This is a genomic window from Saprospiraceae bacterium, assembly GCA_016716185.1.
Classification (GTDB): domain Bacteria; phylum Bacteroidota; class Bacteroidia; order Chitinophagales; family Saprospiraceae; genus Vicinibacter.
The window spans coordinates 398,569-419,957 of sequence record JADJWV010000001.1; the positions used below are offsets into that span (position 1 = coordinate 398,569).

20 protein-coding genes are annotated in these 21,389 nt (G+C 40.2%); 16 read left to right on the forward strand and 4 right to left on the reverse strand.

What is annotated here, in order from left to right:
• Positions 1-224: 224 nt before the first annotated feature.
• From IPM34_01495 to IPM34_01510, 4 genes are all read right to left on the reverse strand, one after another.
• A complete protein-coding gene (locus IPM34_01495; GenBank protein MBK8954218.1) occupies positions 225-1,655 on the reverse strand; it encodes a hypothetical protein in 1,431 nt (476 codons plus the stop codon).
• A complete protein-coding gene (locus tag IPM34_01500; GenBank protein ID MBK8954219.1) occupies positions 1,652-2,188 on the reverse strand; it encodes a sigma-70 family RNA polymerase sigma factor in 537 nt (178 codons plus the stop codon). The genes IPM34_01495 and IPM34_01500 overlap by 4 nt, the downstream gene beginning before the upstream one ends.
• 80 nt (positions 2,189-2,268) lie before the next feature.
• Complete coding sequence (locus tag IPM34_01505; protein MBK8954220.1) at positions 2,269-3,039, reverse strand: alpha/beta hydrolase; 771 nt, start codon at positions 3,037-3,039, stop codon at positions 2,269-2,271.
• Positions 3,040-3,083: 44 nt separating this feature from the next.
• Positions 3,084-4,145: a COX15/CtaA family protein gene (locus IPM34_01510; GenBank protein ID MBK8954221.1), complete on the reverse strand. Its 1,062-nt coding sequence runs from the start codon at positions 4,143-4,145 to the stop codon at positions 3,084-3,086.
• Positions 4,146-4,600: 455 nt separating this feature from the next.
• Here IPM34_01510 and IPM34_01515 point away from each other — a divergent pair, with 455 nt between their 5' ends.
• From IPM34_01515 to IPM34_01590, 16 genes are all read left to right on the forward strand, one after another.
• Positions 4,601-5,053, forward strand: coding sequence for a D-tyrosyl-tRNA(Tyr) deacylase (locus IPM34_01515; GenBank protein MBK8954222.1), 453 nt, complete (start codon positions 4,601-4,603; stop codon positions 5,051-5,053).
• Between the two features lie 6 nt (positions 5,054-5,059).
• The gene (locus tag IPM34_01520; GenBank protein MBK8954223.1) at positions 5,060-5,404 is read left to right on the forward strand and encodes a nucleotide pyrophosphohydrolase; all 345 of its coding nucleotides are present in this window, start codon (positions 5,060-5,062) and stop codon (positions 5,402-5,404) included.
• A complete protein-coding gene (locus IPM34_01525; protein MBK8954224.1) occupies positions 5,401-6,354 on the forward strand; it encodes an ABC transporter permease in 954 nt (317 codons plus the stop codon). The genes IPM34_01520 and IPM34_01525 overlap by 4 nt, the downstream gene beginning before the upstream one ends.
• A gap of 6 nt (positions 6,355-6,360) precedes the next feature.
• Positions 6,361-7,584: a PP2C family protein-serine/threonine phosphatase gene (locus IPM34_01530; protein MBK8954225.1), complete on the forward strand. Its 1,224-nt coding sequence runs from the start codon at positions 6,361-6,363 to the stop codon at positions 7,582-7,584.
• On the forward strand, positions 7,581-8,354 hold the full coding sequence (locus IPM34_01535; GenBank protein MBK8954226.1) for an NINE protein: 774 nt from the start codon (positions 7,581-7,583) through the stop codon (positions 8,352-8,354). Before IPM34_01530 ends, IPM34_01535 begins: the two co-directional genes overlap by 4 nt.
• Positions 8,351-9,007 carry a hypothetical protein gene (locus IPM34_01540; protein MBK8954227.1) on the forward strand — a complete coding sequence of 219 codons (657 nt, stop codon included), beginning with the start codon at positions 8,351-8,353 and terminating at the stop codon, positions 9,005-9,007. The genes IPM34_01535 and IPM34_01540 overlap by 4 nt, the downstream gene beginning before the upstream one ends.
• Positions 9,008-9,053: 46 nt before the next feature.
• Positions 9,054-10,421: a hypothetical protein gene (locus tag IPM34_01545; protein MBK8954228.1), complete on the forward strand. Its 1,368-nt coding sequence runs from the start codon at positions 9,054-9,056 to the stop codon at positions 10,419-10,421.
• Complete coding sequence (locus tag IPM34_01550; GenBank protein MBK8954229.1) at positions 10,421-11,287, forward strand: NAD kinase; 867 nt, start codon at positions 10,421-10,423, stop codon at positions 11,285-11,287. The genes IPM34_01545 and IPM34_01550 overlap by 1 nt, the downstream gene beginning before the upstream one ends.
• Before the next feature lie 4 nt (positions 11,288-11,291).
• On the forward strand, positions 11,292-12,044 hold the full coding sequence (locus tag IPM34_01555) for a cyclase family protein (protein ID MBK8954230.1): 753 nt from the start codon (positions 11,292-11,294) through the stop codon (positions 12,042-12,044).
• Positions 12,045-12,055: 11 nt separating this feature from the next.
• The gene (locus IPM34_01560; protein ID MBK8954231.1) at positions 12,056-12,685 is read left to right on the forward strand and encodes a hypothetical protein; all 630 of its coding nucleotides are present in this window, start codon (positions 12,056-12,058) and stop codon (positions 12,683-12,685) included.
• A gap of 146 nt (positions 12,686-12,831) precedes the next feature.
• Entirely contained in the window at positions 12,832-16,140 is a 3,309-nt protein-coding gene (gene secA / locus IPM34_01565) for a preprotein translocase subunit SecA (GenBank protein MBK8954232.1), read from the forward strand.
• A 13-nt stretch (positions 16,141-16,153) separates the two neighbouring features.
• The gene (locus tag IPM34_01570; protein MBK8954233.1) at positions 16,154-16,525 is read left to right on the forward strand and encodes a hypothetical protein; all 372 of its coding nucleotides are present in this window, start codon (positions 16,154-16,156) and stop codon (positions 16,523-16,525) included.
• Positions 16,526-16,529: 4 nt separating this feature from the next.
• Positions 16,530-17,918, forward strand: coding sequence for a rod shape-determining protein RodA (gene rodA / locus IPM34_01575; protein ID MBK8954234.1), 1,389 nt, complete (start codon positions 16,530-16,532; stop codon positions 17,916-17,918).
• On the forward strand, positions 17,918-19,054 hold the full coding sequence (gene tgt / locus IPM34_01580) for a tRNA guanosine(34) transglycosylase Tgt (protein ID MBK8954235.1): 1,137 nt from the start codon (positions 17,918-17,920) through the stop codon (positions 19,052-19,054). The genes rodA and tgt overlap by 1 nt, the downstream gene beginning before the upstream one ends.
• A gap of 1 nt (position 19,055) precedes the next feature.
• The gene (locus tag IPM34_01585; GenBank protein ID MBK8954236.1) at positions 19,056-20,159 is read left to right on the forward strand and encodes an LptF/LptG family permease; all 1,104 of its coding nucleotides are present in this window, start codon (positions 19,056-19,058) and stop codon (positions 20,157-20,159) included.
• A gap of 187 nt (positions 20,160-20,346) precedes the next feature.
• A complete protein-coding gene (locus IPM34_01590; protein MBK8954237.1) occupies positions 20,347-20,883 on the forward strand; it encodes an RNA polymerase sigma factor in 537 nt (178 codons plus the stop codon).
• Positions 20,884-21,389 lie beyond the last annotated feature (506 nt).

Below are 21,389 nucleotides of genomic sequence, written 5' to 3' on the forward strand. Positions count from 1 at the left end.
TGGACTTTTAGACTTTTGGACTTTTGGACTTTTAGGCTTTTAGGCTTTTAGGCTTTTTGGCTTGTAGGCTTGTAGGCTTGTAGGCTTGTAGGCTTGTAGGCTTGTAGGCTTGTAGGCTTTTGGACTTTTGGGCTTTTAGGCTTTTAGGCTTTTAGGCCTATATGCCTATATGCCTCCACGCCTCCCAACTGAAATAATCAAGCTTTACAACAGATACATTCAAATCACAGCACCCTGTATCTCAGTCCTATGTTGAGACCGAAGAAAAGGTACTTTTGCTTAACCGGATACGAATCTTCTGTTATGGAGTTAAAGTAATATCTGGCAGAAGGTTCGAGCATGAGCATCATGCGCTCGTTGTATTTATAATTAAGTCCAATGCTGGTTATAAGGCTTAATCCTGCTTTGGTTTTATATATCAATTGGCTTCCTTCTCCGGGATCGCCCAGGTTATAGATTGTTTTTTGGTCTGCCTGATAAATTTTTCCGGAATGTCTTGTCGAAATATTAAATCCCAGTCCGCCATTCACACTTAAGATAAAATCCTTCAAATCTCTTTCATATCCAAGTATAAATGGAATATCAAAACTTCTGAAATGATTATAGGATTGATCCATGATTTCGGTGATCTGTGTATCGAGACTGATAACATTTCCATTTTTATCTTTGATGATCGTCTGGGTTTCTTTAATGTAATTGTAATCAAACCGCTCAGAATTGTTGGAGTATTGCAGGCCTGTTCTAAATGCGAGACCATTGCTGAATACTACAGAACCCCTTAAACCCATGGTATAAGATAAAATTGGTTTTTCAGTATTCGCTCTCTTCTCAGCATAGGATAGCATTGAAGGATCTGATACGGAAAAGCTTCTTTTCGCTAGTTCAGGTGCGTAATATGCATCAACGAAAAAATGAGTTTTGTCGTTGTTGTATACATTACAACCTTCTGCAATTTTAGTGAAATCCAGTTTCCGGTCTTTTGCCTGCAGAAAGTTTTGAATGCCTGGAATTTTACTTGTTTCACTCCACCGGGTCTCCTCTGTTTTTTCGATGATAAAATTCGGGTCTGCAGAAGCTATAAGATGATCTCCTGCTGTGTAATTTAAATCATTTGCTACGGATTCGTTTTCCTCTGCTATTTCATCCTGATCAGATCTTGCAGATAAATCTTTTTTGCTTTGTGTCGTTTCGCTATTTCTTTCATATCCATAGCTTGCACTGGAATTTGAAGATAACAAATTTTTATCCCCGATTTCAGGAGCCTTCTTTTCAACAATATAACTAACCTGTGTCGCAATTGCTTCTGATGCTTCCGAAATAGAATTACTGGTTTGGCTTTGCAGTGAAAGCATGGCTGTTCCTTTGTCTTCTGCCCCCTGATTTTGATCGGGAAGATCCAAAGGATGTTTAGGTTGGATCATCTGATCCGGATTCCGGTTTAACCACAGCAGTGCAACCAATCCGCCGACCACGGCTAAAAAGATCACAGCCCATAACCAGTTCACCCAATTCCCCAACAGAAAAGGCCTTCTTTTTTCGCCATCGAGATGCCTGGCGATATTTTCCCAAACTGCATCACTTGGATTCATCTCAAAAGAGTCCAATCTCTTTCTAAAGAGTCGATCCAACCAATGTTCCTGCCCCGATTTACTCATATAACCGTTTTTTGATATTTCAATAGTTTTTCTTGTAATGCTTTCCTGGCCTTTACCAATTGAGATCTTGATGTGCTTTCTTCAATTTGTAAAGAATCTGCTATTTCCTTGTGCGAATACCCTTCAATTGCATACAAATTAAAGACCATTCTGTAGCCTTCGGGCAATTCATTGATCATGTTCAGCAATTCTGTCTCGGCCATTTGATCGATTACTTCCGGTTCTTCTGCAGAGTCCGGAAGATCATCTCCCGCCGTAAATTCGTTTTGAAAACTTTTGCGATTACAATTTTTAATCGCATTGTTGATCATAATTTTCCTTACCCATTGCTCGAAAGGGCCTTCCGACTTGTATTGTTCCAGATTGGTAAATACTTTTATAAAACCATCCTGCAACAAATCTTCGGCCTCCATGCGGTGTCTTGAATAGCGAAGACAGACCGCTAACATCTTCCCTGAATAGCGATCAAACAACTGCTTCTGACTGATACGATCTCCCCGAAGACAACCTTGTATGATCTTTTCTAAATCCACGAGACCACTAGCTTTATAGATGACCCTTCATCACATGAAAATGCTGCCTGCCACCTCTTTGAATTTTAAGAAGGACAATATTAGCTTAACACATTGACATTCAATAGGAATTTTTCCAAAATTTCGTTAAAAGCATCCGGTTTTTCCATCATCGGAGCATGCCCGCAATGGTCCAGAAAGAACAATTGGGAATTGGGTATCAGCTCTCTAAACTTTTCAGCTACAAAAGGGGGGGTCACACCATCGTTGCTGCCCCATATCAAAAGGGTGGGTATTTTGATTAAATGAAGCTTATCGCCCATGTTGTGCCTGATGGCAGATTTTGCTGTGGCTATGACCCTGATTGCTTTTCCCCGGTCATTGACGATATCGTAGACTTCATCCACCAACTCCTTGGTGGCAACCGAGGGATCGTAAAACGTCTCTTCTGTTTTCTTTTTAATGAATTCGTAATCTCCCCTTTTAGGAAACGTATTCCCCATACCACTTTCAAACAGCCCAGAACTTCCAGTCAAAGTAAGACTCTGCACTTTATCGCTGTCTCTTATGGTGTACATCAACGCAATATGTCCTCCAAGACTATTCCCAACCAGATTCAGCTGATGGTAATTTTTATACTCCACAAAATCATGCACATAGTCTACGAGTCCGCTAACCGATGCTTGAAGTATAGGAAGTTCATAAATGGGTAAAAGTGGGACGATTACATTGAAATTCTTTCCAAAATTGCGAATAATGCCTTCAAAATTACTTAAGGCACCAAAAAGTCCATGGAGTAGCATGAGATTCGGGCCCTTAGTGCCCGACTCGATGTATTTAAATTTTCCTTCAGTGCGAATGGAATATTCCATGATTTTTCAATGCTTCGAACAAAAATAGTAGAATTATTAACAAATTAGGTATGCTTGTTCTCTGCGCCTATTTTCCAGTAGAAAAACAAACAATAGAGGAACAATACGATTCCAACAATTTGGTGAAAAACAGCGAACCAAATTGGTATGGCTCCAACGCTATTGATCAAGGTTAGAATACCCAACATGACCTGTAAAGACAACAACAATATCGCGCATCCGATCCAATTTTTATACCGATCGCCATATCTTTTATAAATCCTGTATAAAACAAAAATCATGAAACCAAAAATCAAATACGCCAAACTTCTGTGCCAAAATTGTACGATGAGCGGACCGGCTGCAGAAATTTCATAGTCGCCGAAAACGTACAGACTATACGATGTAACATTGAAGGCCTCATCAGGAATCCATTTCCCTTGAATCAAAGGCCAGGTGGGCGCTACGATGGCTGCTTTCATTCCGGCCACGACACCCCCAATAAAAATCTGGAGAAACAATAAAATATTGGTCGCAAGAAGCATTCGATTTAATGTTCTGTCCCTTGGTCCCATTAAGCTCTTAGCCAATGATCTTTTGACAATGATCCACAACAAATAGGCAACAGTGATGACTGCAGCAACAAGATGGAAAGACAATTTATAAGCATTCACCCAGGGGCGATGAATCAAGCCACTGCTCACCATGATCCACCCCAGACTGGCCACAAATGCAGCCAGCAAAACCAAAATTAAAAGCCTTTTAATTAAGACTGAATCGAGTTTTTTCTTGAAAAGAAAATAGAAAAAAGGAAAAACAAAACAAAGTCCCATAAGCCTTGCCCACAACCGGTGAAAGTATTCCCAGAAATAAATAAATTTAAAATCATTCAGACTAAAAGCACTGTTAATCTTTTGGAACTGAGGAGTAGCTTTGTATAAATCAAATTGTTCGCGCCAGGATTCTTCTGAAATTGGAAAATAAATCCCCGTTACGATGTCCCATCGCGTGATGCTCAATCCGCTACCAGTCAGTCTGGTGATCCCACCCAGGAAAATTTGAATGATCAACATAAACAAACCCAGATAGAGCCAGATATTTATCGAATCTTTTGATCCTCCAATCATGGGTCAAAGATCAAAATATTCGCTAACTCTTCATTTTTGATTTCGTTTTCCCATCATATATATTCAATTTAAATATATAAATAAAATACATGATGTATTTACTCGTGTTGAAATGTGGAAAACGTTCTATTAAAATTCAATATAATGTTTTCAACAATTTATTTTTAATCTATTTAATTCATTATCAAGATTAAAAAATACTTATGAACACTTGTTGAAATCAGACCTTGTTAAAAACAGATGTTGATACTGATGTTTAATAAAAAATAAATATCCGTGTTTATGAACAGCTTTACCAAAGAAAACGCCATATTGAATAATTTGCAGTGGAATTCTTACTCAAAATTTAATAATAAGATAAAAACCGTCTGAAGTACATTTTAAAATTAAAAAATTCAGGTACTGAATAGCAGCGTTTTAAATGTACGAATTATTCAATATGTTTAAAAAAAAGTATGAGAGCATTGTTACAGCGGGTTCAAACAGCAAAGGTGGAGATTGAGGGACAAATCGTCGCAGAAATAGACCACGGCCTCCTGGTTTTTCTCGGGGTATGTGACGAAGACGATGCATCCGATATTGAATGGTTGTCATCGAAAATCGTTCAAATGCGCATTTTTTCAGATGAAAATCATAAGATGAACTTGTCGGTAGAAGAAACTGGAGGACAATTTCTGATCATCAGTCAATTTACGCTCTATGCGTCTACCAAAAAAGGAAACAGACCGGGATTTACTGCTGCCGCCCGAGGTGAAAAGGCTAAAAAATTATATGATGATTTTGTCGGTAAGATTGAGGAATTGAGCTCTAAAAAAGTTGAAACTGGTGAATTTGGGGCGGATATGAAAGTTTATCTGATCAATGACGGTCCGGTGACCATATGGATAGACAGCAAAAATAAAGAATAAAAAAAAATGAATAAGTACCAGGAACAAACCGATCAGTGGATCCGGCAATTCGGTGTCCGTTATTTTGATGAAAGAACAAATATGCTTTTACTCGTAGAGGAGGTAGGAGAATTATCGCGATGGATCGCAAGAAAATATGGAGAACAATCCTTTAAGGAAGCGGAAGACGAAAAAAATGTCGATAATCATATTGAAGATGAAATGGCGGATGTTTTTTTTGTATTCTGCTGTCTGGCCAACCAAATGAACATAGATATCGACCGTATATTTGAAAGAAATCTCGATAAAAAAACAAATCGGGACAGCGACAGGCATCATTCAAATAAAAAACTTAAATCAGAACGCGATTGATCAAAAGAACTACACAGATTCTGGCTTTTTCCTTTCTGATCATTTGTTTGTTTTCGGCTGTATTTGCTTATGTGCTGATTTCAGATAAAACCAGACATGCAAACAATCAGATTCCCGATTGTGCATTATGGGAACCCATGCAGAAAGCCTGTATTCGATGCGATCTGGTTTTTGAACAAAAGGAAAACTGGATCAGCAGATATTTTACCGGATTGAATTCGACTTATAAATGCCAGCTATCAAACTCCGAAAACAACATCCAGGAAAATTGCTTTTATTATTTATTTGGTGCAGACAAATTTGGTCGCGATGTGTTCAGCCGGGTAGTTCTGGGTCTCCGGTATACGCTGCTTATCTCACTAAGTGCCGTACTCTTGTCATTAATCATTGGTTTGGTTCTAGGAGGCCTTGCAGGATATTTTGGTGGAAAAACCGACCAGATCATCAGCGTTTTTGTAAATGTTTTCTGGTCGTTACCAACGATACTTCTCGCATTTGCAGTGATTCTGAGTTTTGGAAGGAACATGTTTTCGATTTTTATAGCCATCAGTCTTACCATGTGGGGCGATGTAGCAAGATTGGTGCGGGGCCTGGTTCTTAAACACAAGGAATACCTGTACGTTCAGGCTGCCAAAACCCTGGGATACTCGAGAATAAAAATCATCTTCAAAGAAATTATTCCTAATCTTATGGGACCGGTCTGGGTCAATGCCGCAGGGAATTTTGCCCTGGCTGTCTTGCTGGAATCAGGACTTTCATTCTTAGGATTTGGCTTGCAGCCACCGGTGCCAACTTTGGGGAACATTTTACAAGAACAGTATGTATACGCGATTTCGGGAAAGCCTATGTTAGCGTTGATTCCTTCTATTATTGTAGTTTTGCTCATATTATCTTTTCAGGTTTTTACAAATTATTTAAGAGACCGTAACGACCTGAAAAAGAAGCATTGATTCAAAATGACCAGGGAACACGATTTACTTGTAAAAAAAGAAAATGAACTTAGTTTAAAGCAGCTTCAAATTACGTCGTTGCTCAACATTACTCAGGCGATCAATGGGAACCTGCCGCAGGAAGAATTGTTTGAGATGTATAAAAAATTCCTGACCTGGGAACTCAGTATTGAACGTCTGGTATTATTTTCAAAAGACGATAAAAACTGGATACCGGTGGTGAGTCACAATCTCGATCCTCAAACCCCGGTAGATGAGCTTCCCGGTCACTTTATCAAATACAGCAGACTGCACACGGTAAAAAATACGGATCCGGAGGCCATGCGTTTTTTTGAATTTATCATTCCGGTTTATCATAAATCAGACCCGATTGCTTACTCTCTGATCAGCGGGATTAAAAACGGAGATGACATTTATGCGAATATTCAATTCATCACGTCCATAACGAACATTGTGGCGGTTGCCATTGAAAACAAACGACTGGTCCGAAAACAAATTATCCAGGAAACAGAATGGGAGATGGCCAAAGAAGTAACGCAAATGCTCATCCCGGATCAAATGCCCGAAGGAAAAGAGTTTTCACTGGCCAATATTTACAAACCACACTACAAAGTGGGAGGAGACTACATCGATTATTTATGGTTCTCCGAGCACCAGCTTTGTTTTTGCATAGCAGATGTTTCAGGCAAAGGAATTGCTGCAGCCATGATCATGGCCAATTTTCAGGCATTGGTCCAGAATTTAGGTCAGCAATACAAAGATCTGGAAACACTCGTACTGGCGTTAAATCAGGCAGTATTGAGGATAACCAAAGGCGAAAAATACCTCACCTTTTTTATAGGAGAGGCCGATTTTAAACAAAAACGGCTTTATTATGTGAACGCAGGTCACATTCCACCTGTTTTGTATCAAAAAGGGGAGATTATTGAACTGAAAGCAAGCACAACGATAATAGGCCATTTTGATCCATTGCCCGATATAAAAGAATCTTATGTTCCGTTGGAGCCCGGTACCATACTCGTAGCCTATACGGATGGATTGACCGATGTAAAAAACCAGTCTGGCGTAAACTTTTCAATGAATAAACTAAAACAGTTTATATTAGACCATAAATCCGACAAGCCCGGAAAGCTTTGTCAGGACCTGATGGACGAGATTGTATTACATGGAGAAAATACAGAAATGCCAGACGATATAGCGATCATGACCTTTAAATACGAAGCACCATGAAAAAGAAACTCATAGCCGTGCTTTTGGCCATTTTTGCAGGAGCCTTTGGCGTGCATAAGTTTTATCTGCGGCAACCCGAAATGGGTATAGCCTACATCGCCCTTTATATCTGGTTAGGTCGTTTTTTCGGATTTCCTTTTTCTGCGATACTGGCCTGGTACGATGCCTACAAATTGATGATGATGGATGAGCAGGAATTCGACAGGAAATACAATAGTTATTATTTCAGGGATCGCTACGGAAGACGGAGAGACATTCCTAAAGAAAGGCCGTTTCAAAAAAGAGGAAAATATATTTTAATCGATGACGATCAGCCCAAAACGGAAAAGCAGCCATCAAATTATTTTAAAAACAAACGGAATAAGAAAATAGCAGAAACACATAAACAGGCAGGCATTCGAAAATTCAAAGCATACGACGCTAAAGGAGCGATAGAAGAATTTACCAAAGCACTAGAGAATAACCCCACAGATATTTCTACCCATTTTAACATTGCTTGTGCATATTCTGTAGAGGAAAAAGGAATGGAAGCGTTCCAACACCTCGAGCAAGCCGTATCACTTGGGTATCAGGACACCTATCATATTTTAAACAACGAAGCCCTGGCTTATATCCGTGTTTTTCCAGCATTCGAAATGTTCCAAATGAATGGATTCAAATTAAACCCACAGATCATTTCATCCATCAAAGAAACAGAAGAAAAACAAAGCAAGGAAAAATTTGACCTGTATCGTAAAGTGCCGGTCTTATTAAAAACAGAAGCGCAATGAAACCATTGGAAGAAATAGAAATTCAGAAACCGGTTTTGCATCCGGGAGACCTCGTTTCTAAAGCAAGACTATTGTTTAAGGAAGGCCAGTGTATGGAATTGCCGGTCGTTGATAACGGAAAATGTCTTGGCACATTTCACGAACTTGTACTTCACAACTATGAAGAAGATGTCATTTTGAATCCAATGGATTTTAAAAATGCGTCAATCGCATCAGCAGGAGACGAAATTCCGGTGCTGTGGAGAAAATTTATGGAGAACCAGTGTTCGACTTTAATTTACCAGGATGCAGAAGGAAAATTTCTGGGGTACATCACCGTTTGGGATGTTGTAAAAATTTACAAACAGGTTTTAGGAATTGGCGAATCGAACTGCTTGTTGGTTTTGAAATTGCGGAAAATGGATTATCGTCTTTCAAAACTGGCAACGATGGCAGAAGAAGCCGAATGTTACATTATCCACAGCTTTATTGTACAAGCAAGCGATCGGGAAGTAATTTATTTAAATCTCGATTTGGAAGGAGCAAATCCGGAAGGATTTATACAAACGCTGGAGCGCCATGAAATCGAAGTGGAACGATTTCTGTGCAGAACGGAAAAAGAAGATGTGTTGCAGGAGCGTTATGATATGCTTATGAGCTATCTGAATGTTTAAGACTTATTTTATTTCAAAATCGTTATTCTTTTCAATTGTATTCTCCTTGGTAAGCTTGTTGGCGAAAACACAAGCCGATAGTTTACTTCATCTTAAAGATATTCAGTTCAAAGACCTCGAAAAAACAAAAGCATGGTATTTGTTGCGCGAGATCCGTTATGAAACCGGAGATACCATGCGTTTAAAAGAGCTGGAAAGAATTATACTCAATATAGAAGCGGATCTTCGAAGGACAAACTTGTTTACTAAAATCAACATCATACCGGTATTGGATTTTTCCGAAAAAAACTATGTCAGTTTTATCGTAGAAGTGCATGAAAACTGGTTTATCTATCCGAGTCTCATCGCTGAACTTGCAGACCGAAATTTTAATGTGTGGTGGAATGAATACAACGGTTCTTTAAAGCGCATCAATCTGGGATTGGCCATTCAGCATATTAATCTCAGCGGAACCAACGACGACCTCCAGCTTAAATACCAATTTGGTTATACCAACCGATTTGTATTGCGCTATTTCAGGCCGGCCTTAGGCGCCTCATCGAAATGGGGATTTGGTTCGGCATATTATTATACCGAATTCAAAGAGACCCCTGTGCTCACTACGGGCAACAAACAAACCTTTATCAAAGACGGCTCGACACCCCTGTTTATTCGAAGAGAAGTTTCCGGGAGTGTCTTATTCAAATTCAATAAATTCTGGAATTTCGATCTGGCTATAGGCCACCACCACAATTCATTCCATTCCGAATTTTCTGCATCTTATCCCGATTTCTTTTTAGGCGGTGCCAACAGGCAGATCTTTACTCAATTTACCCTGACTACAATTTTTTCGAACCTGGACCACAAGCTAAGGCCCGCAAGAGGTTTCCAGTTTTCAACTTCTTTAAGACAAACGGGAATTCCGGGTTGGCAGACGTATGGATTTACCAGCCTGAACGCTGGTGTTAAAGCAGCCAGAAAACTGGGTAAACAATTTTACATTGAAACTGCCATTTCAGGGAAATGGGGAATCAACAGAGGCAAACGGCCGTACAATTTGTACAAGGGTTTGGGTTATTCTGACACGAACATTTCCGGATATGAACTTTACGTTATTGATGGCCTGGATTATTTTTATATGAATAATCAGATACGATCTCAACTCCTGAGCTTTAAATGGGATTTGTTCAGGATATTTAAAAGTGAACCCAAGTTGCGCCTGAAAACCGATATCGACATCAGTCTGCAAGGCAACATGGCTTATGTAAATGATCCTTTTTTCTATGAAGAAAATGATTTGGTCAACACAATGTTGTACAGCACCGGAATTGGGCTTAATTTTACTGTCAATGACCTGGTGGAATTCAATGTTTATTACAGCATCAGCCACCTGGGCGAAAAAGGACTGTATTTTCATACACGAAGAGCATTTTGATGAATGTATTTATTTATTGTCAACACCTTAGAAAAGAAGACATCGCCCATGTCAAGGCTTTGATTGCGCAGTTAAAAGATCAAAAACTTGATTTTTCATTTAATGAGGGCTACCCGGAGCAGGCGGGCATAGGCAATGTTCAAACCTGGAAAAATTCTGAGGACCTGCAATCAAAAAAACCGGATTTTTTAATAAGTCTGGGCGGAGATGGAACCATATTAAAAGCACTGACCTATGTGAGAAATTCAGGGATACCCATTTTGGGAATCAACCTTGGAAGACTTGGATTTTTGGCAAGCACTGAAAAAAAACTGATCGCAGATGTAGTTCATTATCTTGCCAATGGAATGTATGAAATCGATTACAGGAGCTTGATCCGTCTCGAATCAAGCCATGCCCTGTTTGGAGAAACGCCTTTTGCTTTAAACGATTTCACATTGTTAAAAAGAGATAATTCATCCATGATCACCATCCACACCTACATCAATGGTGATTATTTAAATTCCTATTACGCGGATGGATTGATTGTTGCAACGCCAACGGGGTCTACAGGGTATTCATTGTCCTGCGGAGGACCGATACTTTTTCCACAATCGCAAAATCTCATCATCACGCCGGTGGCGCCACACAATCTGAATGTAAGGCCTGTCGTGATCCCCGATGATGTGGTGCTGAGTTTTGAAGTTGAAGGAAGAGCAGAGAATTTTTTGTGCACGCTGGATTCAAGATACGAAGTCATCACAGCAGAGCACCAGCTCGCCATCAAAAAAGAATCCTTTGATATCGGTTTGATCAGATTGCATCCCTCGGGTTTTCTAAAAACATTAAGGGAAAAATTAAACTGGGGAATCGATAAAAGAAATTGAGATCATGCAAATACGCATTTATTGGAATGGAAAGGCTTATGTTGCAGACCTTCAATCCGGAATAGATATTTCTATTCCATTTAAGGAAGGTTACAATCAGGTGAATTGTTTTTATGCACCTTTTTTCAATTCGCAGGCAGTGAAAAGTGGCGATTTTATCGGAAGCGTTTCACAAGGTGGGCCCGTTAATTTTTTCAATACATTTATCAATATTCATGGCGGGGGAACACACACAGAGTGTTGCGGACATATTACCACAGAACGCGAACATGTAAATGGGGTGTGCAGGGATTTTTTTGGAATGGCATGTTTAATTTCAGTTTATCCTACCCAAATGGAGGATGGCGATCGCGTAATTACCAAAAAAAGTTTGCAGGCATTGATGGAAGAAACGATATCGACCGATTTTATAATCATCAGGACCCTGCCCAATGACCATGTTAAAACGAGCAGACATTATTCAGGAACCAATCCACCCTATGTGGAGGCTGAGGCCATGAGCTGGCTCGTAGAAAAAGCTTACCATCATTTGTTGATAGACTTGCCTTCGGTCGATAAAGAAATGGATGGAGGCTTGCTGGCCTGTCACCACATTTTCTGGAAAGGAGACCGTAAAAAAAATTGCACGATCACAGAACTGGTATACATACCCGATCAGGTAAAAGATGGTTATTATTTCCTCAACCTTCAAGTAGCACCGATTGAATCGGATGCATCTCCATCCAGACCTGTATTATACAGCATTCATCCGGAATAAAAAATTGCGAGATGAAGAAAACAGAAGTTTTGTATTCGAAGTATAAAAAGTTGCCACGCAATGCCTATCATGAATTCTGTTACTTCTACAAAACGAACAAGTCAACCATTGAGCAAATGGAATTTGGAGAATACATCGAAATCAGATATGACTACATACGCGCATTGTTTTATACAGACGAATACCCAAGTTTGCACAAGGAAGCCGACCGTTATCTGGTGGAAATTTTGAACGATCAGCATTTTGACGAGCAAAGCAGAGGGTTTTATATCAATACGATCTTGCTCAAAGCCAAAGCATTTCTCAACCATAACCAGCCGGCAAAAGCCATTGGTGCATATAAGGAACTGGTGAAACTGGCTCCCCACAATCGCATATTTAAAAGAACATTGTTTGGATTGTGTTATCAAAGACATTACCTGCAGGGAAAAAAAGCACTGGCTGTAGTTATCCTGATGGTGTTGGTATCCTTGTTTTGCAATGCCTTGCTGATCTTTTTTGTGCAACCCTTTTATCCGGATTCCGGCTTACTTTTGGAAGGGATCAGAAACAGCACATTTATCATCGGTTCTCTGTTGTTTTTAGCTTGTCATACGACGTATCTTTGCAGGGCAATCAGGGAAATCAGAAATTCCGCATAAACTGGCCGTTTTGGCGTTAAAAAGCCAGGATTACGAGCAGAACAGGCCCCTAAGCAAATTAAATCGGGTATCCCTGCCAATTTGGCACATAATTGCGGGCTGGAATGATTTATGAAGTAGGATATAATTTTTTATAATTTTTAGAAATGTTTGGGAATTTACTGAAGAAAATATTCGGAACAAAGCAAGACAAGGATGTCCAGTCTTATTCCGGACGTATTGAAGAGATTTACGAAGCGACAAAAGAATTGCAGGGATTAGACAACGACGCATTGAGAGGAAAGACACACGAATTCAGAGAACGCATTCAAAATTATCTTAGCGAAATTAATGAAGAAATTGCTGCGCTTCGAAAAGCAGCCGAAGAAAACGAAGATGTTTTTGCAAAAGAGGATATCTACAATGAGATCGATCAAAAAATAAAATCACGCGATCAGCAGATTGAGGAAGTGTTGAAGGAAATTTTACCTGAAGCATTTGCGGTAGTGAAAGAAACAGCAAAAAGATTTACAGAAAATACCACATTGCGTGTCAAAGCCACAGAACACGATCGAAATCTTGCAGTGACCAAACCGTATATTAAACTGGAAGGCGACACCGCAGTTTATGCAAACCAGTGGACTGCTGCAGGTGGACAGGTGGTCTGGAACATGGTGCACTACGATGTTCAGTTAATTGGAGGTATGGTTTTGCACGATGGAAAAATTGCGGAAATGGCTACCGGCGAAGGGAAAACACTGGTTGCTACATTGCCTGCTTATTTAAATGGTCTTACAGCAGAAGGAGTGCACATTGTAACAGTCAATGATTATCTGGCAAGAAGAGACAGCGAGTGGGTGGGTCCCATCTTTGAATTTTTAATGATGACGGTAGATTGCATTGACAAATACAAACCGCATTCACCGCAAAGAAAAAACGCATATAAATGCGACATTACTTATGGGACCAATAATGAATTTGGTTTTGACTATCTGAGAGACAACATGGTGCGCAGCGTGGACGAAAAAGTTCAGGGGAAGCACCACTATGCCATGGTCGATGAAGTTGATAGCGTATTGATTGACGATGCAAGGACCCCTTTGATCATATCAGGTCCTGTAGATGTCGATGAAGAAAGTCAGGAATACAATGTATTGAAACCAAAAGTTGAAAAACTGATCAACGAACAAAAAAGACTTTCCACTTTATATCTTACAGAAGCGCGAAAATTGATTTCCGAAGGCTCAACAGGTCATCAGGCTGGAGAAGGCGGGCTGGCATTGTTCAGATCTTATCGGGCCATGCCTAAATCCAGGCCGCTTATCAAATATTTAAGTGAAGATGGAATCCGTAATATTCTTCACAAGACCGAGAACTATTATATGCAGGAGCAATCCAAGAACATGAGGGTTGCCGATGAGCCTCTGCTGTTTACTATCGACGAAAAGAACAGACAGGTTGAACTTACAGCATTGGGTATAGATTTCCTTTCAAAAGGAGAATCAGATAATAACTTTTTTCTGATACCGGATCTTACCGATGAAATAAATTCAATTGAAAGCAATCATTCTTTGAACAGGGATGAACAGACTAAAGCCAAAGAAAAAGTACTGGATGATTTTTCGATTAAGTCTAAAAGGTTGCACTGTGTAAGCCAATTGCTAAAAGCATATGCTTTATTCGAAATTGATGAAGACTATGTCGTCATGGAAGGTCATGTGAAAATTGTGGATGAAGGCACCGGGCGATTGCTTGAAGGCAGAAGATATTCGGATGGACTACACCAGGCAATTGAAGCCAAGGAAAACGTGAAAGTTGGTGAATTAACGCAAACGTATGCAACGATCACGCTTCAAAATTATTTCCGGATGTATCACAAGCTTGCGGGCATGACGGGAACAGCAGAAACCGAGGCCGGTGAACTTTGGCAGATTTATAAACTGGACGTCGTAGTGATCCCTACCAACAAACAAATTATCAGAGATGACAGAGAGGATCTCGTTTATAAAACAGCAAGAGAAAAATTCAATGCGGTCATCGATGAAATTTCCGATTGCACTTCCAAAGGAAGGCCGGTTCTTGTGGGTACAACGTCCGTTGACATATCCGAAAAGCTGAGCAGAATGTTGCAATTGCGAGGAATTCCGCACAATGTACTCAATGCCAAACAACACCAGCGGGAAGCAGAGATCGTCGCAGAAGCGGGATTGCCGGGCAAGGTTACCATTGCAACAAACATGGCAGGCCGGGGCACCGATATTAAAATTTCTGAAGAAGTAAAAAAAGCAGGTGGACTTGCCATCATTGGAACAGAACGACATGAATCCAGGCGGGTTGACAGACAGCTGCGCGGACGCGCAGGACGTCAGGGAGATCCCGGATCCAGTCAGTTTTTTGTTTCTTTCGAAGACAATCTCATGCGTTTGTTCAATTCCGAAAGAATCACTTCCATCATGGATAAGCTGGGACACAAGGAAGGAGAAGTGCTCCAGCATCCTATGGTTACTAAATCCATTGAGCGCGCACAGAAGAAAGTGGAAGAGAATAATTTTGGTATCCGCAAAAGATTGCTGGAATACGACGACGTAATGAACATCCAGCGCGAAGCCATTTACAAGAAAAGGAATCACGCGTTATTCGGCGACCGTCTTACGGTAGATCTGAGTTATATGTTTCATTCTACCATCGAACAACTGTTAGCCAGACACAAAGCCAATCAGGATTACGAAGGATTTGAATACGACGTGATCAGCATTCTTGGCTTTGAACCTCAAATGGATAGTGCCTTTTTTAAGGAGTCCAGGGATCAGGAAATTATTAACGAAATCAACAAACAATTTTTTGAGTGGTATCACCGGAAGGAAGAACAATTTAAAGAAGTTTTATTGCCACTTATTAAAAACGTGAAACAAAACGAAGGAACTAAGTATCAGCGGGTGGCCATTCCGGTTTCAGATGGTCATTCCGAACCCATTCCGATTGGAGTGGAAATGGAAGAAGCACTGAGTCACAACGGACAAAGTATCATGAGAGATGTTGAAAAGACCATTGCGTTGATCAAACTGGACCACAACTGGAAAGAACATCTTCGCAACATGGATGAACTCAAAGAATCGGTTCAGGCTGCAAGTTTTGAGCAGAAGGACCCATTGGTTATTTATAAACTCGAAGCATTCAAATTGTTTGAACAACTGGTTTATAAAATGAATCAGGAGATCACGTCGTTTCTTGCCAAGAGCAGACTCGTATTTGCAATGGATCAACAAGTTTCGGAAGCGAAAGCACAACGAACAGATTACAGCAAGACAAAAACCAGCCGTGAAGAAGAAAATGTCAAACGAGCAGCTGAAGCGGCAGGTAGTGCAGGATCACAACCGCAGCAAACCATAAGAAATACAGGGCCCAAGGTCGGCCGAAATGATTTGTGTCCTTGTGGAAGCGGCAAAAAATTTAAAAACTGCCATGGAAATGCATAAATACCGTTTTGGAATGATTGCCGCAATAGGCTTGCTGTATTCCACTGGAATTTCCAGTCAAACAGAGGTCGTGATTCACGAAGAACCGGTTGTCAGCCAGGAAATGGAAAAGTACATCAAAAACAATAGTTTGGTGACCCATCTCAGCGGATGGAGGATTGCTGTAGTCACAACAACAGACAGGAGGCTGATGGAACAAACCAAAACGAAATTTCAACAGCAATTCGAGTATAAATTGAAATGGGATTACAACGAACCCTATTATTACCTGAAAGCAGGCGCATTTCTTACGCGAACCGAAGCCAATCAGGCTCTCGATGTAGTGAAGAAAAAATTTCCAGGGGCTTATCTTTCCATGGACAAAGTGACTTACGAAGAATTGTAGGCGCATGCTTCGCAATCGGATTACCGGATATTATGATTGGATAACTATAGGATTATACCTGAGTTTGCTGATCATCGGGTGGTTGGCCATTTATTCTGTAAGCGCTTCACAAATAGCGGGTATGGATTTTCTGAACATGGAAAATCCGGTGACGAAGCAAAGTTTCTATTTGCTGATGGCCCTTGTTGTTTTTGGTTTCATGCAAGTGATCAACGAAAAATTCTGGCATACGTTCTCCTATCTCATATATGCCATTTCACTTATTTTTCTTTTTCTGGTTTTAATCTTTGGTACCGAAGTGAAAGGCGCAAAAGCCTGGTTTAACATTTCCGGATTTTCATTTCAACCGGTCGAGTTGGCAAAATTTGGAACAGCGCTTGCACTAAGTTCCTTTATGGTATTTTACAAAACCAATTTAAAGCAATTCTATTTTCAGGCCATCGCATTTGGAATTATTTTGTTACCTGTCATCCTGATTCTCATGCAACCGGATGCGGGATCAGCACTGACTTTTTTTTCTTTTTTTATTTTGTTGTTTATCGAAGGCCTGAACCCACTATACTTTTTAAGCATTATACTTTTAATTCTTGTATTTATTTGTTCATTCCTTTTTCCCGGGAGTTGGGTATTGGCCGGGCTCCTCATTCTGGGATTGATGGTTGCATTATGGCTTTCTAAACCTTTTAAATATAAAGCGACACTCACCATAATTCTCATTTCGGCCCTGATCGGCATTGCTTATAATTTCGATATTCTTCAACTCGCCTGGGCGGCTTTGGTTCCATTGGCTGCAGTCTGTGTGTATTTATGGAAAACAAAAGAAGAAGCACTTTCGCTTGTGATCCCTGCTAGTATTGGCATCTTGTGGGCAGTTTCCTTGTTTTCTGTGAATGTTATCAATAAACTGGAACCACACCAGCAAGAACGTATCAAAGTATGGCTGAAGCCTGAAGAATGCGATCCGCGAGGGTCGTTATACAACGTACTTCAATCAAAAGTGGCCATCGGCGCCGGAGGATTTTCTGGAAAAGGATTTTTGGAAGGAAATATGACCCGTCTAAAATTTGTTCCGGAGCAGTCTACCGATTTTATTTTCAGTTCTATAGGAGAGGAACACGGCTTTATTGGAACCATAACCGTTGTTATCTTATTTGCGATATTGATCTTCCGCATATTTACGATCGGTGAGAAATCCGAGAATAAGTTTCTTTCCAGTTTCGCCGTATGCGTTGCCGGATTACTGTTGTTTCACGTGATCATCAATATCGGTATGACGGTTGGATTATTTCCAATCATAGGCATTCCGTTGCCCTTTATCAGCAAAGGAGGCTCGGCCCTGATCGGATTTTCTTTAATGTTGGGCGTGTTGTTTAAAATGCAAAACAAGTCCTGATGGGCATTCAATTCAGACTTGAGCATACCTGTGGAGGATCTTCTGCACGGACCGGAACATTGGAAACCGCACATGGCCCTATACAAACGCCCGTATTCATGCCTGTTGGTACTACAGGAACCGTGAAAGCAGTCCATCAAAAAGAATTAAAAACTAACATTCGTTCGGGACTGATCCTGGGAAACACCTATCATTTGTATTTGCGACCGGGATTGGATGTCTTGTCGAAAGCCGGGGGTTTGCACCGGTTTATAAACTGGGATGGTGCACTTTTGACCGACAGTGGCGGATATCAGGTTTTTTCATTAAGCGCCAGACGCAAACTTACTCAAGAAGGAGTCTGGTTTTATTCGCATATAGATGGATCCAAACATTTGTTTACGCCACAAAGTGTCGTGGATATTCAGAGGACATTGGGTTCCGACATTATGATGGCTCTGGACGAATGTCCCCCTTATCCATGTGAACGGAAATATGCGATGAAATCCATGGAGTTGACCCATGTGTGGCTGGATCAGGGATTTGAACATTTTGAAAAGACAAAACCGCTCTATGGGTTTGACCAAAGTCTGATCCCAATTGCACAAGGTTCGGTGTACGATGATTTGCGGGAAAAGTCATTGATATACATCAGGCAGTTCAATTGTCCGATATATGCTATTGGCGGACTATCTGTTGGAGAACCCGAAGCGGATCTACTCCGCCTGGTAAAGCTGTCCGGGATGATTCTTCCCGTCGATAAAGCCCGGTATCTGATGGGTGTAGGTACCCCAAAAAATTTACTGGACGCTATAGAGTCAGGAATCGATATGTTTGATTGTGTTTTACCTACCCGGAATGCAAGACATGGAATTCTTTATACGACACAGGGAATTATCAACATCAGAAATGCCAAATGGAAAGAAGACCTTAGTCCAATTGATGAAACATTGGGACTCGAAACATCGGCAAATCACAGCAAATCATATTTAAGGCATTTGTTTTATGCGGGAGAAATGCTAGCCGCACAATTGGCCAGTCTTCAAAATTTAAGATTTTATACCTGGTTGATGGAAGAAGCCAGGAAAAACATCAAAGCAAATACCTTTGTGAAGTGGAAATCAGAAATTCTCCAACGCATAGATAAAAGACTCTAGTTTGAACATACGAAATTGGTTCAGGATCATCGACAGATACATCATCAGGAAGTATGTGACTACTTTTTTATTTATCGTATTGTTGTTTTCCCTGGTATCCGTTGTATTTGACCTCAGCGAAAAAATAGAAAAATTTCTTTCTAAAGATTTGTCGGCCTGGTATATTATAAAAACTTATTATTTCAACTTCATACCCTGGATTCATTCCCTGCTTTTTCCACTGTACAGTCTGATCACCGTTACATTCTTTACTTCGAGAATGGCAAGTCAGACGGAGATCATTCCCATACTAAGCGCCGGGATCAGTTTCAACAGATTGTTGTGGCCCTTTTTATTTTCAGGAGCGCTGTTTACATCGATTCATCTGGCAGGAAATCATTATTTCATCCCACAATCGAATAAGGTTCTTCGCACATTTGACAACACCTATATCAAACCCGGAAATATTAAAAACCGCGACCGGAATGTACATCTGTTTGTTGCTCCGGAAGTGACCGCTTTTCTCAGACATTATCAAAATTCGGACAGCTCCGGAATAGATTTTCAAATGGAAAAATTCAATGGAGAAAAAATAGAAATGATTTTTAAAGCGAAGTCCATTAGATGGAAGGCGGAACCCAATATCTGGACGTTAAAAGATTACGAGATCCGGACGATTAGCGACAGCAGCGAGACCCTTGAAATTCAAACCGGAAAGCAGATTGACAGCGCCATTCATTTGTCGCCCGCTGATTTTGTCTTTATTTCAAACGAAAAAGACATGCTAACTACCCATGAAATTAAAGAATTTATTGACCGGGAAACGAAGAAAGGGTCAGGCATTACCAAAGCTTATGAAATAGAGTTATACCGACGAACAGCAGACCCGTTTACAACCCTGATCTTAAGTTTTATTGGAGCATGCATAGCAAGCAGGAAGGTACGTGGAGGCCTGGGGCTTCATTTGGCTGCCGGAGTTGTATTGGGCGTTATATTTATTTTTCTTTCGAAGATGTCGCTGACCTTTGCAAGCAATGAAGTGTTGCCTACGGTTGTGGCACTTTGGATACCCAATCTGATTTTCCTGGCTGTAGGATTTTTATTGCTCCGTAAGGCCCAGAAGTAATATTTTGGCTGAATTAATTGTATTCAATAATAATTGAACAAGGAGAGAAAGCAGCAAAGGTTATATTTTCCTGATTATCAAATAATTACTAATTAATATAGGAATTTATCATTTTTTTAACAGATTTTGTCTAAGTATTTCTTGGAATAAATTAAACAGAATAATACATTTGAGGAAAATAAACAGCATGTCAACGGTAGAATTTTACAATCTTTTGGACAAGCAGACTCAGACTCTTCAAAATTTTGCTTTCAGCCTTACACGTGACGAAGAGGATGCTAAGGATTTATGTCAGGAAACGGCATTCAGAGCTTTATCTAATAAGGAGAAGTTTCAGGCCGGTACCAATTTCAAAGCCTGGCTGATCACCATCATGAAAAATATTTTCATCAACAATTACCGCAGGAAGGTAAAAGGTGGGATTGTCAGTGATAATAGTGAGAATCAATACTACATCAACTCCATGAGTAATGCGGTTCAAAACCGCGCTGATTCTGACATCATGATGAAAGAGCTCAATGGAATGGTGGAAAGCCTTGACGATAGTTTGAGAATTCCATTTGTAAGATATTACCACGGATTTAAGTACCAGGAAATTGCCGACGAACTAAGACTTCCACTTGGTACAGTGAAAAGCCGTATCTTTTTTGCACGGAAAGCACTGAAGAATATGATTGGCCACAATTACGGCATTCAAGGAGAAATTGCTGTTCAGGATAATTGATTAAAGATTAAAGCTGAAAGCTTGAAGCTCAAAGAGAATCTATTTATAAAGAAAAGCAATTTTCAAAACTGAGATAAGAAGCACATCGAAGATTCTCGGCGCCCTCTGCGCCTTCTCATCCTCCTTAGCGGTTAAAAAATGTGCATTTTCATAATAGAGAGCTGAGTAGAAAATAGTGTCTCGTGTTTAACCGCAGAGAACGCAAAGATTTTCGCAAAGAGCGCAAAGAGTTTCTATAAACGAAAAGCTCAATATTCATAGAAGGGATATGAAGTTAACCGAAGATTCTCGGCGCCCTCTGCGCCTTCTCATCCTCCTTAGCGGTTAAAAAATGTACATTTTCATAATAGAGAGCTGAGTAGAAAATAGTGTCTCGAATTTAACCGCAAAGAACGCAAAGTTTTTCGCAAAGAGCGCAAAGAGATGCTGTTAACGCTACCATCTATTTTCATCATATGAACAAGAAGCTTGTAGGAAATGCACTGCACCTTTTTGGACTTTCCGGG

Excerpts from the sequence above, each read along its gene's own strand:
- IPM34_01495 (MBK8954218.1), bottom strand. The coding sequence starts at position 1,655 with ATGAGTAAATCGGGGCAGGAACATTGGTTGGATCGACTCTTTAGAAAG.
- IPM34_01505 (MBK8954220.1), bottom strand. The coding sequence starts at position 3,039 with ATGGAATATTCCATTCGCACTGAAGGAAAATTTAAATACATCGAGTCG.
- IPM34_01510 (MBK8954221.1), bottom strand. The coding sequence starts at position 4,145 with ATGATTGGAGGATCAAAAGATTCGATAAATATCTGGCTCTATCTGGGT.
- IPM34_01515 (MBK8954222.1), top strand. The coding sequence starts at position 4,601 with ATGAGAGCATTGTTACAGCGGGTTCAAACAGCAAAGGTGGAGATTGAG.
- IPM34_01520 (MBK8954223.1), top strand. The coding sequence starts at position 5,060 with ATGAATAAGTACCAGGAACAAACCGATCAGTGGATCCGGCAATTCGGT.
- IPM34_01530 (MBK8954225.1), top strand. The coding sequence starts at position 6,361 with ATGACCAGGGAACACGATTTACTTGTAAAAAAAGAAAATGAACTTAGT.
- IPM34_01535 (MBK8954226.1), top strand. The coding sequence starts at position 7,581 with ATGAAAAAGAAACTCATAGCCGTGCTTTTGGCCATTTTTGCAGGAGCC.
- IPM34_01540 (MBK8954227.1), top strand. The coding sequence starts at position 8,351 with ATGAAACCATTGGAAGAAATAGAAATTCAGAAACCGGTTTTGCATCCG.
- IPM34_01550 (MBK8954229.1), top strand. The coding sequence starts at position 10,421 with ATGAATGTATTTATTTATTGTCAACACCTTAGAAAAGAAGACATCGCC.
- IPM34_01555 (MBK8954230.1), top strand. The coding sequence starts at position 11,292 with ATGCAAATACGCATTTATTGGAATGGAAAGGCTTATGTTGCAGACCTT.
- IPM34_01560 (MBK8954231.1), top strand. The coding sequence starts at position 12,056 with ATGAAGAAAACAGAAGTTTTGTATTCGAAGTATAAAAAGTTGCCACGC.
- secA (MBK8954232.1), top strand. The coding sequence starts at position 12,832 with ATGTTTGGGAATTTACTGAAGAAAATATTCGGAACAAAGCAAGACAAG.
- IPM34_01570 (MBK8954233.1), top strand. The coding sequence starts at position 16,154 with ATGATTGCCGCAATAGGCTTGCTGTATTCCACTGGAATTTCCAGTCAA.
- rodA (MBK8954234.1), top strand. The coding sequence starts at position 16,530 with ATGCTTCGCAATCGGATTACCGGATATTATGATTGGATAACTATAGGA.
- tgt (MBK8954235.1), top strand. The coding sequence starts at position 17,918 with ATGGGCATTCAATTCAGACTTGAGCATACCTGTGGAGGATCTTCTGCA.
- IPM34_01590 (MBK8954237.1), top strand. The coding sequence starts at position 20,347 with ATGTCAACGGTAGAATTTTACAATCTTTTGGACAAGCAGACTCAGACT.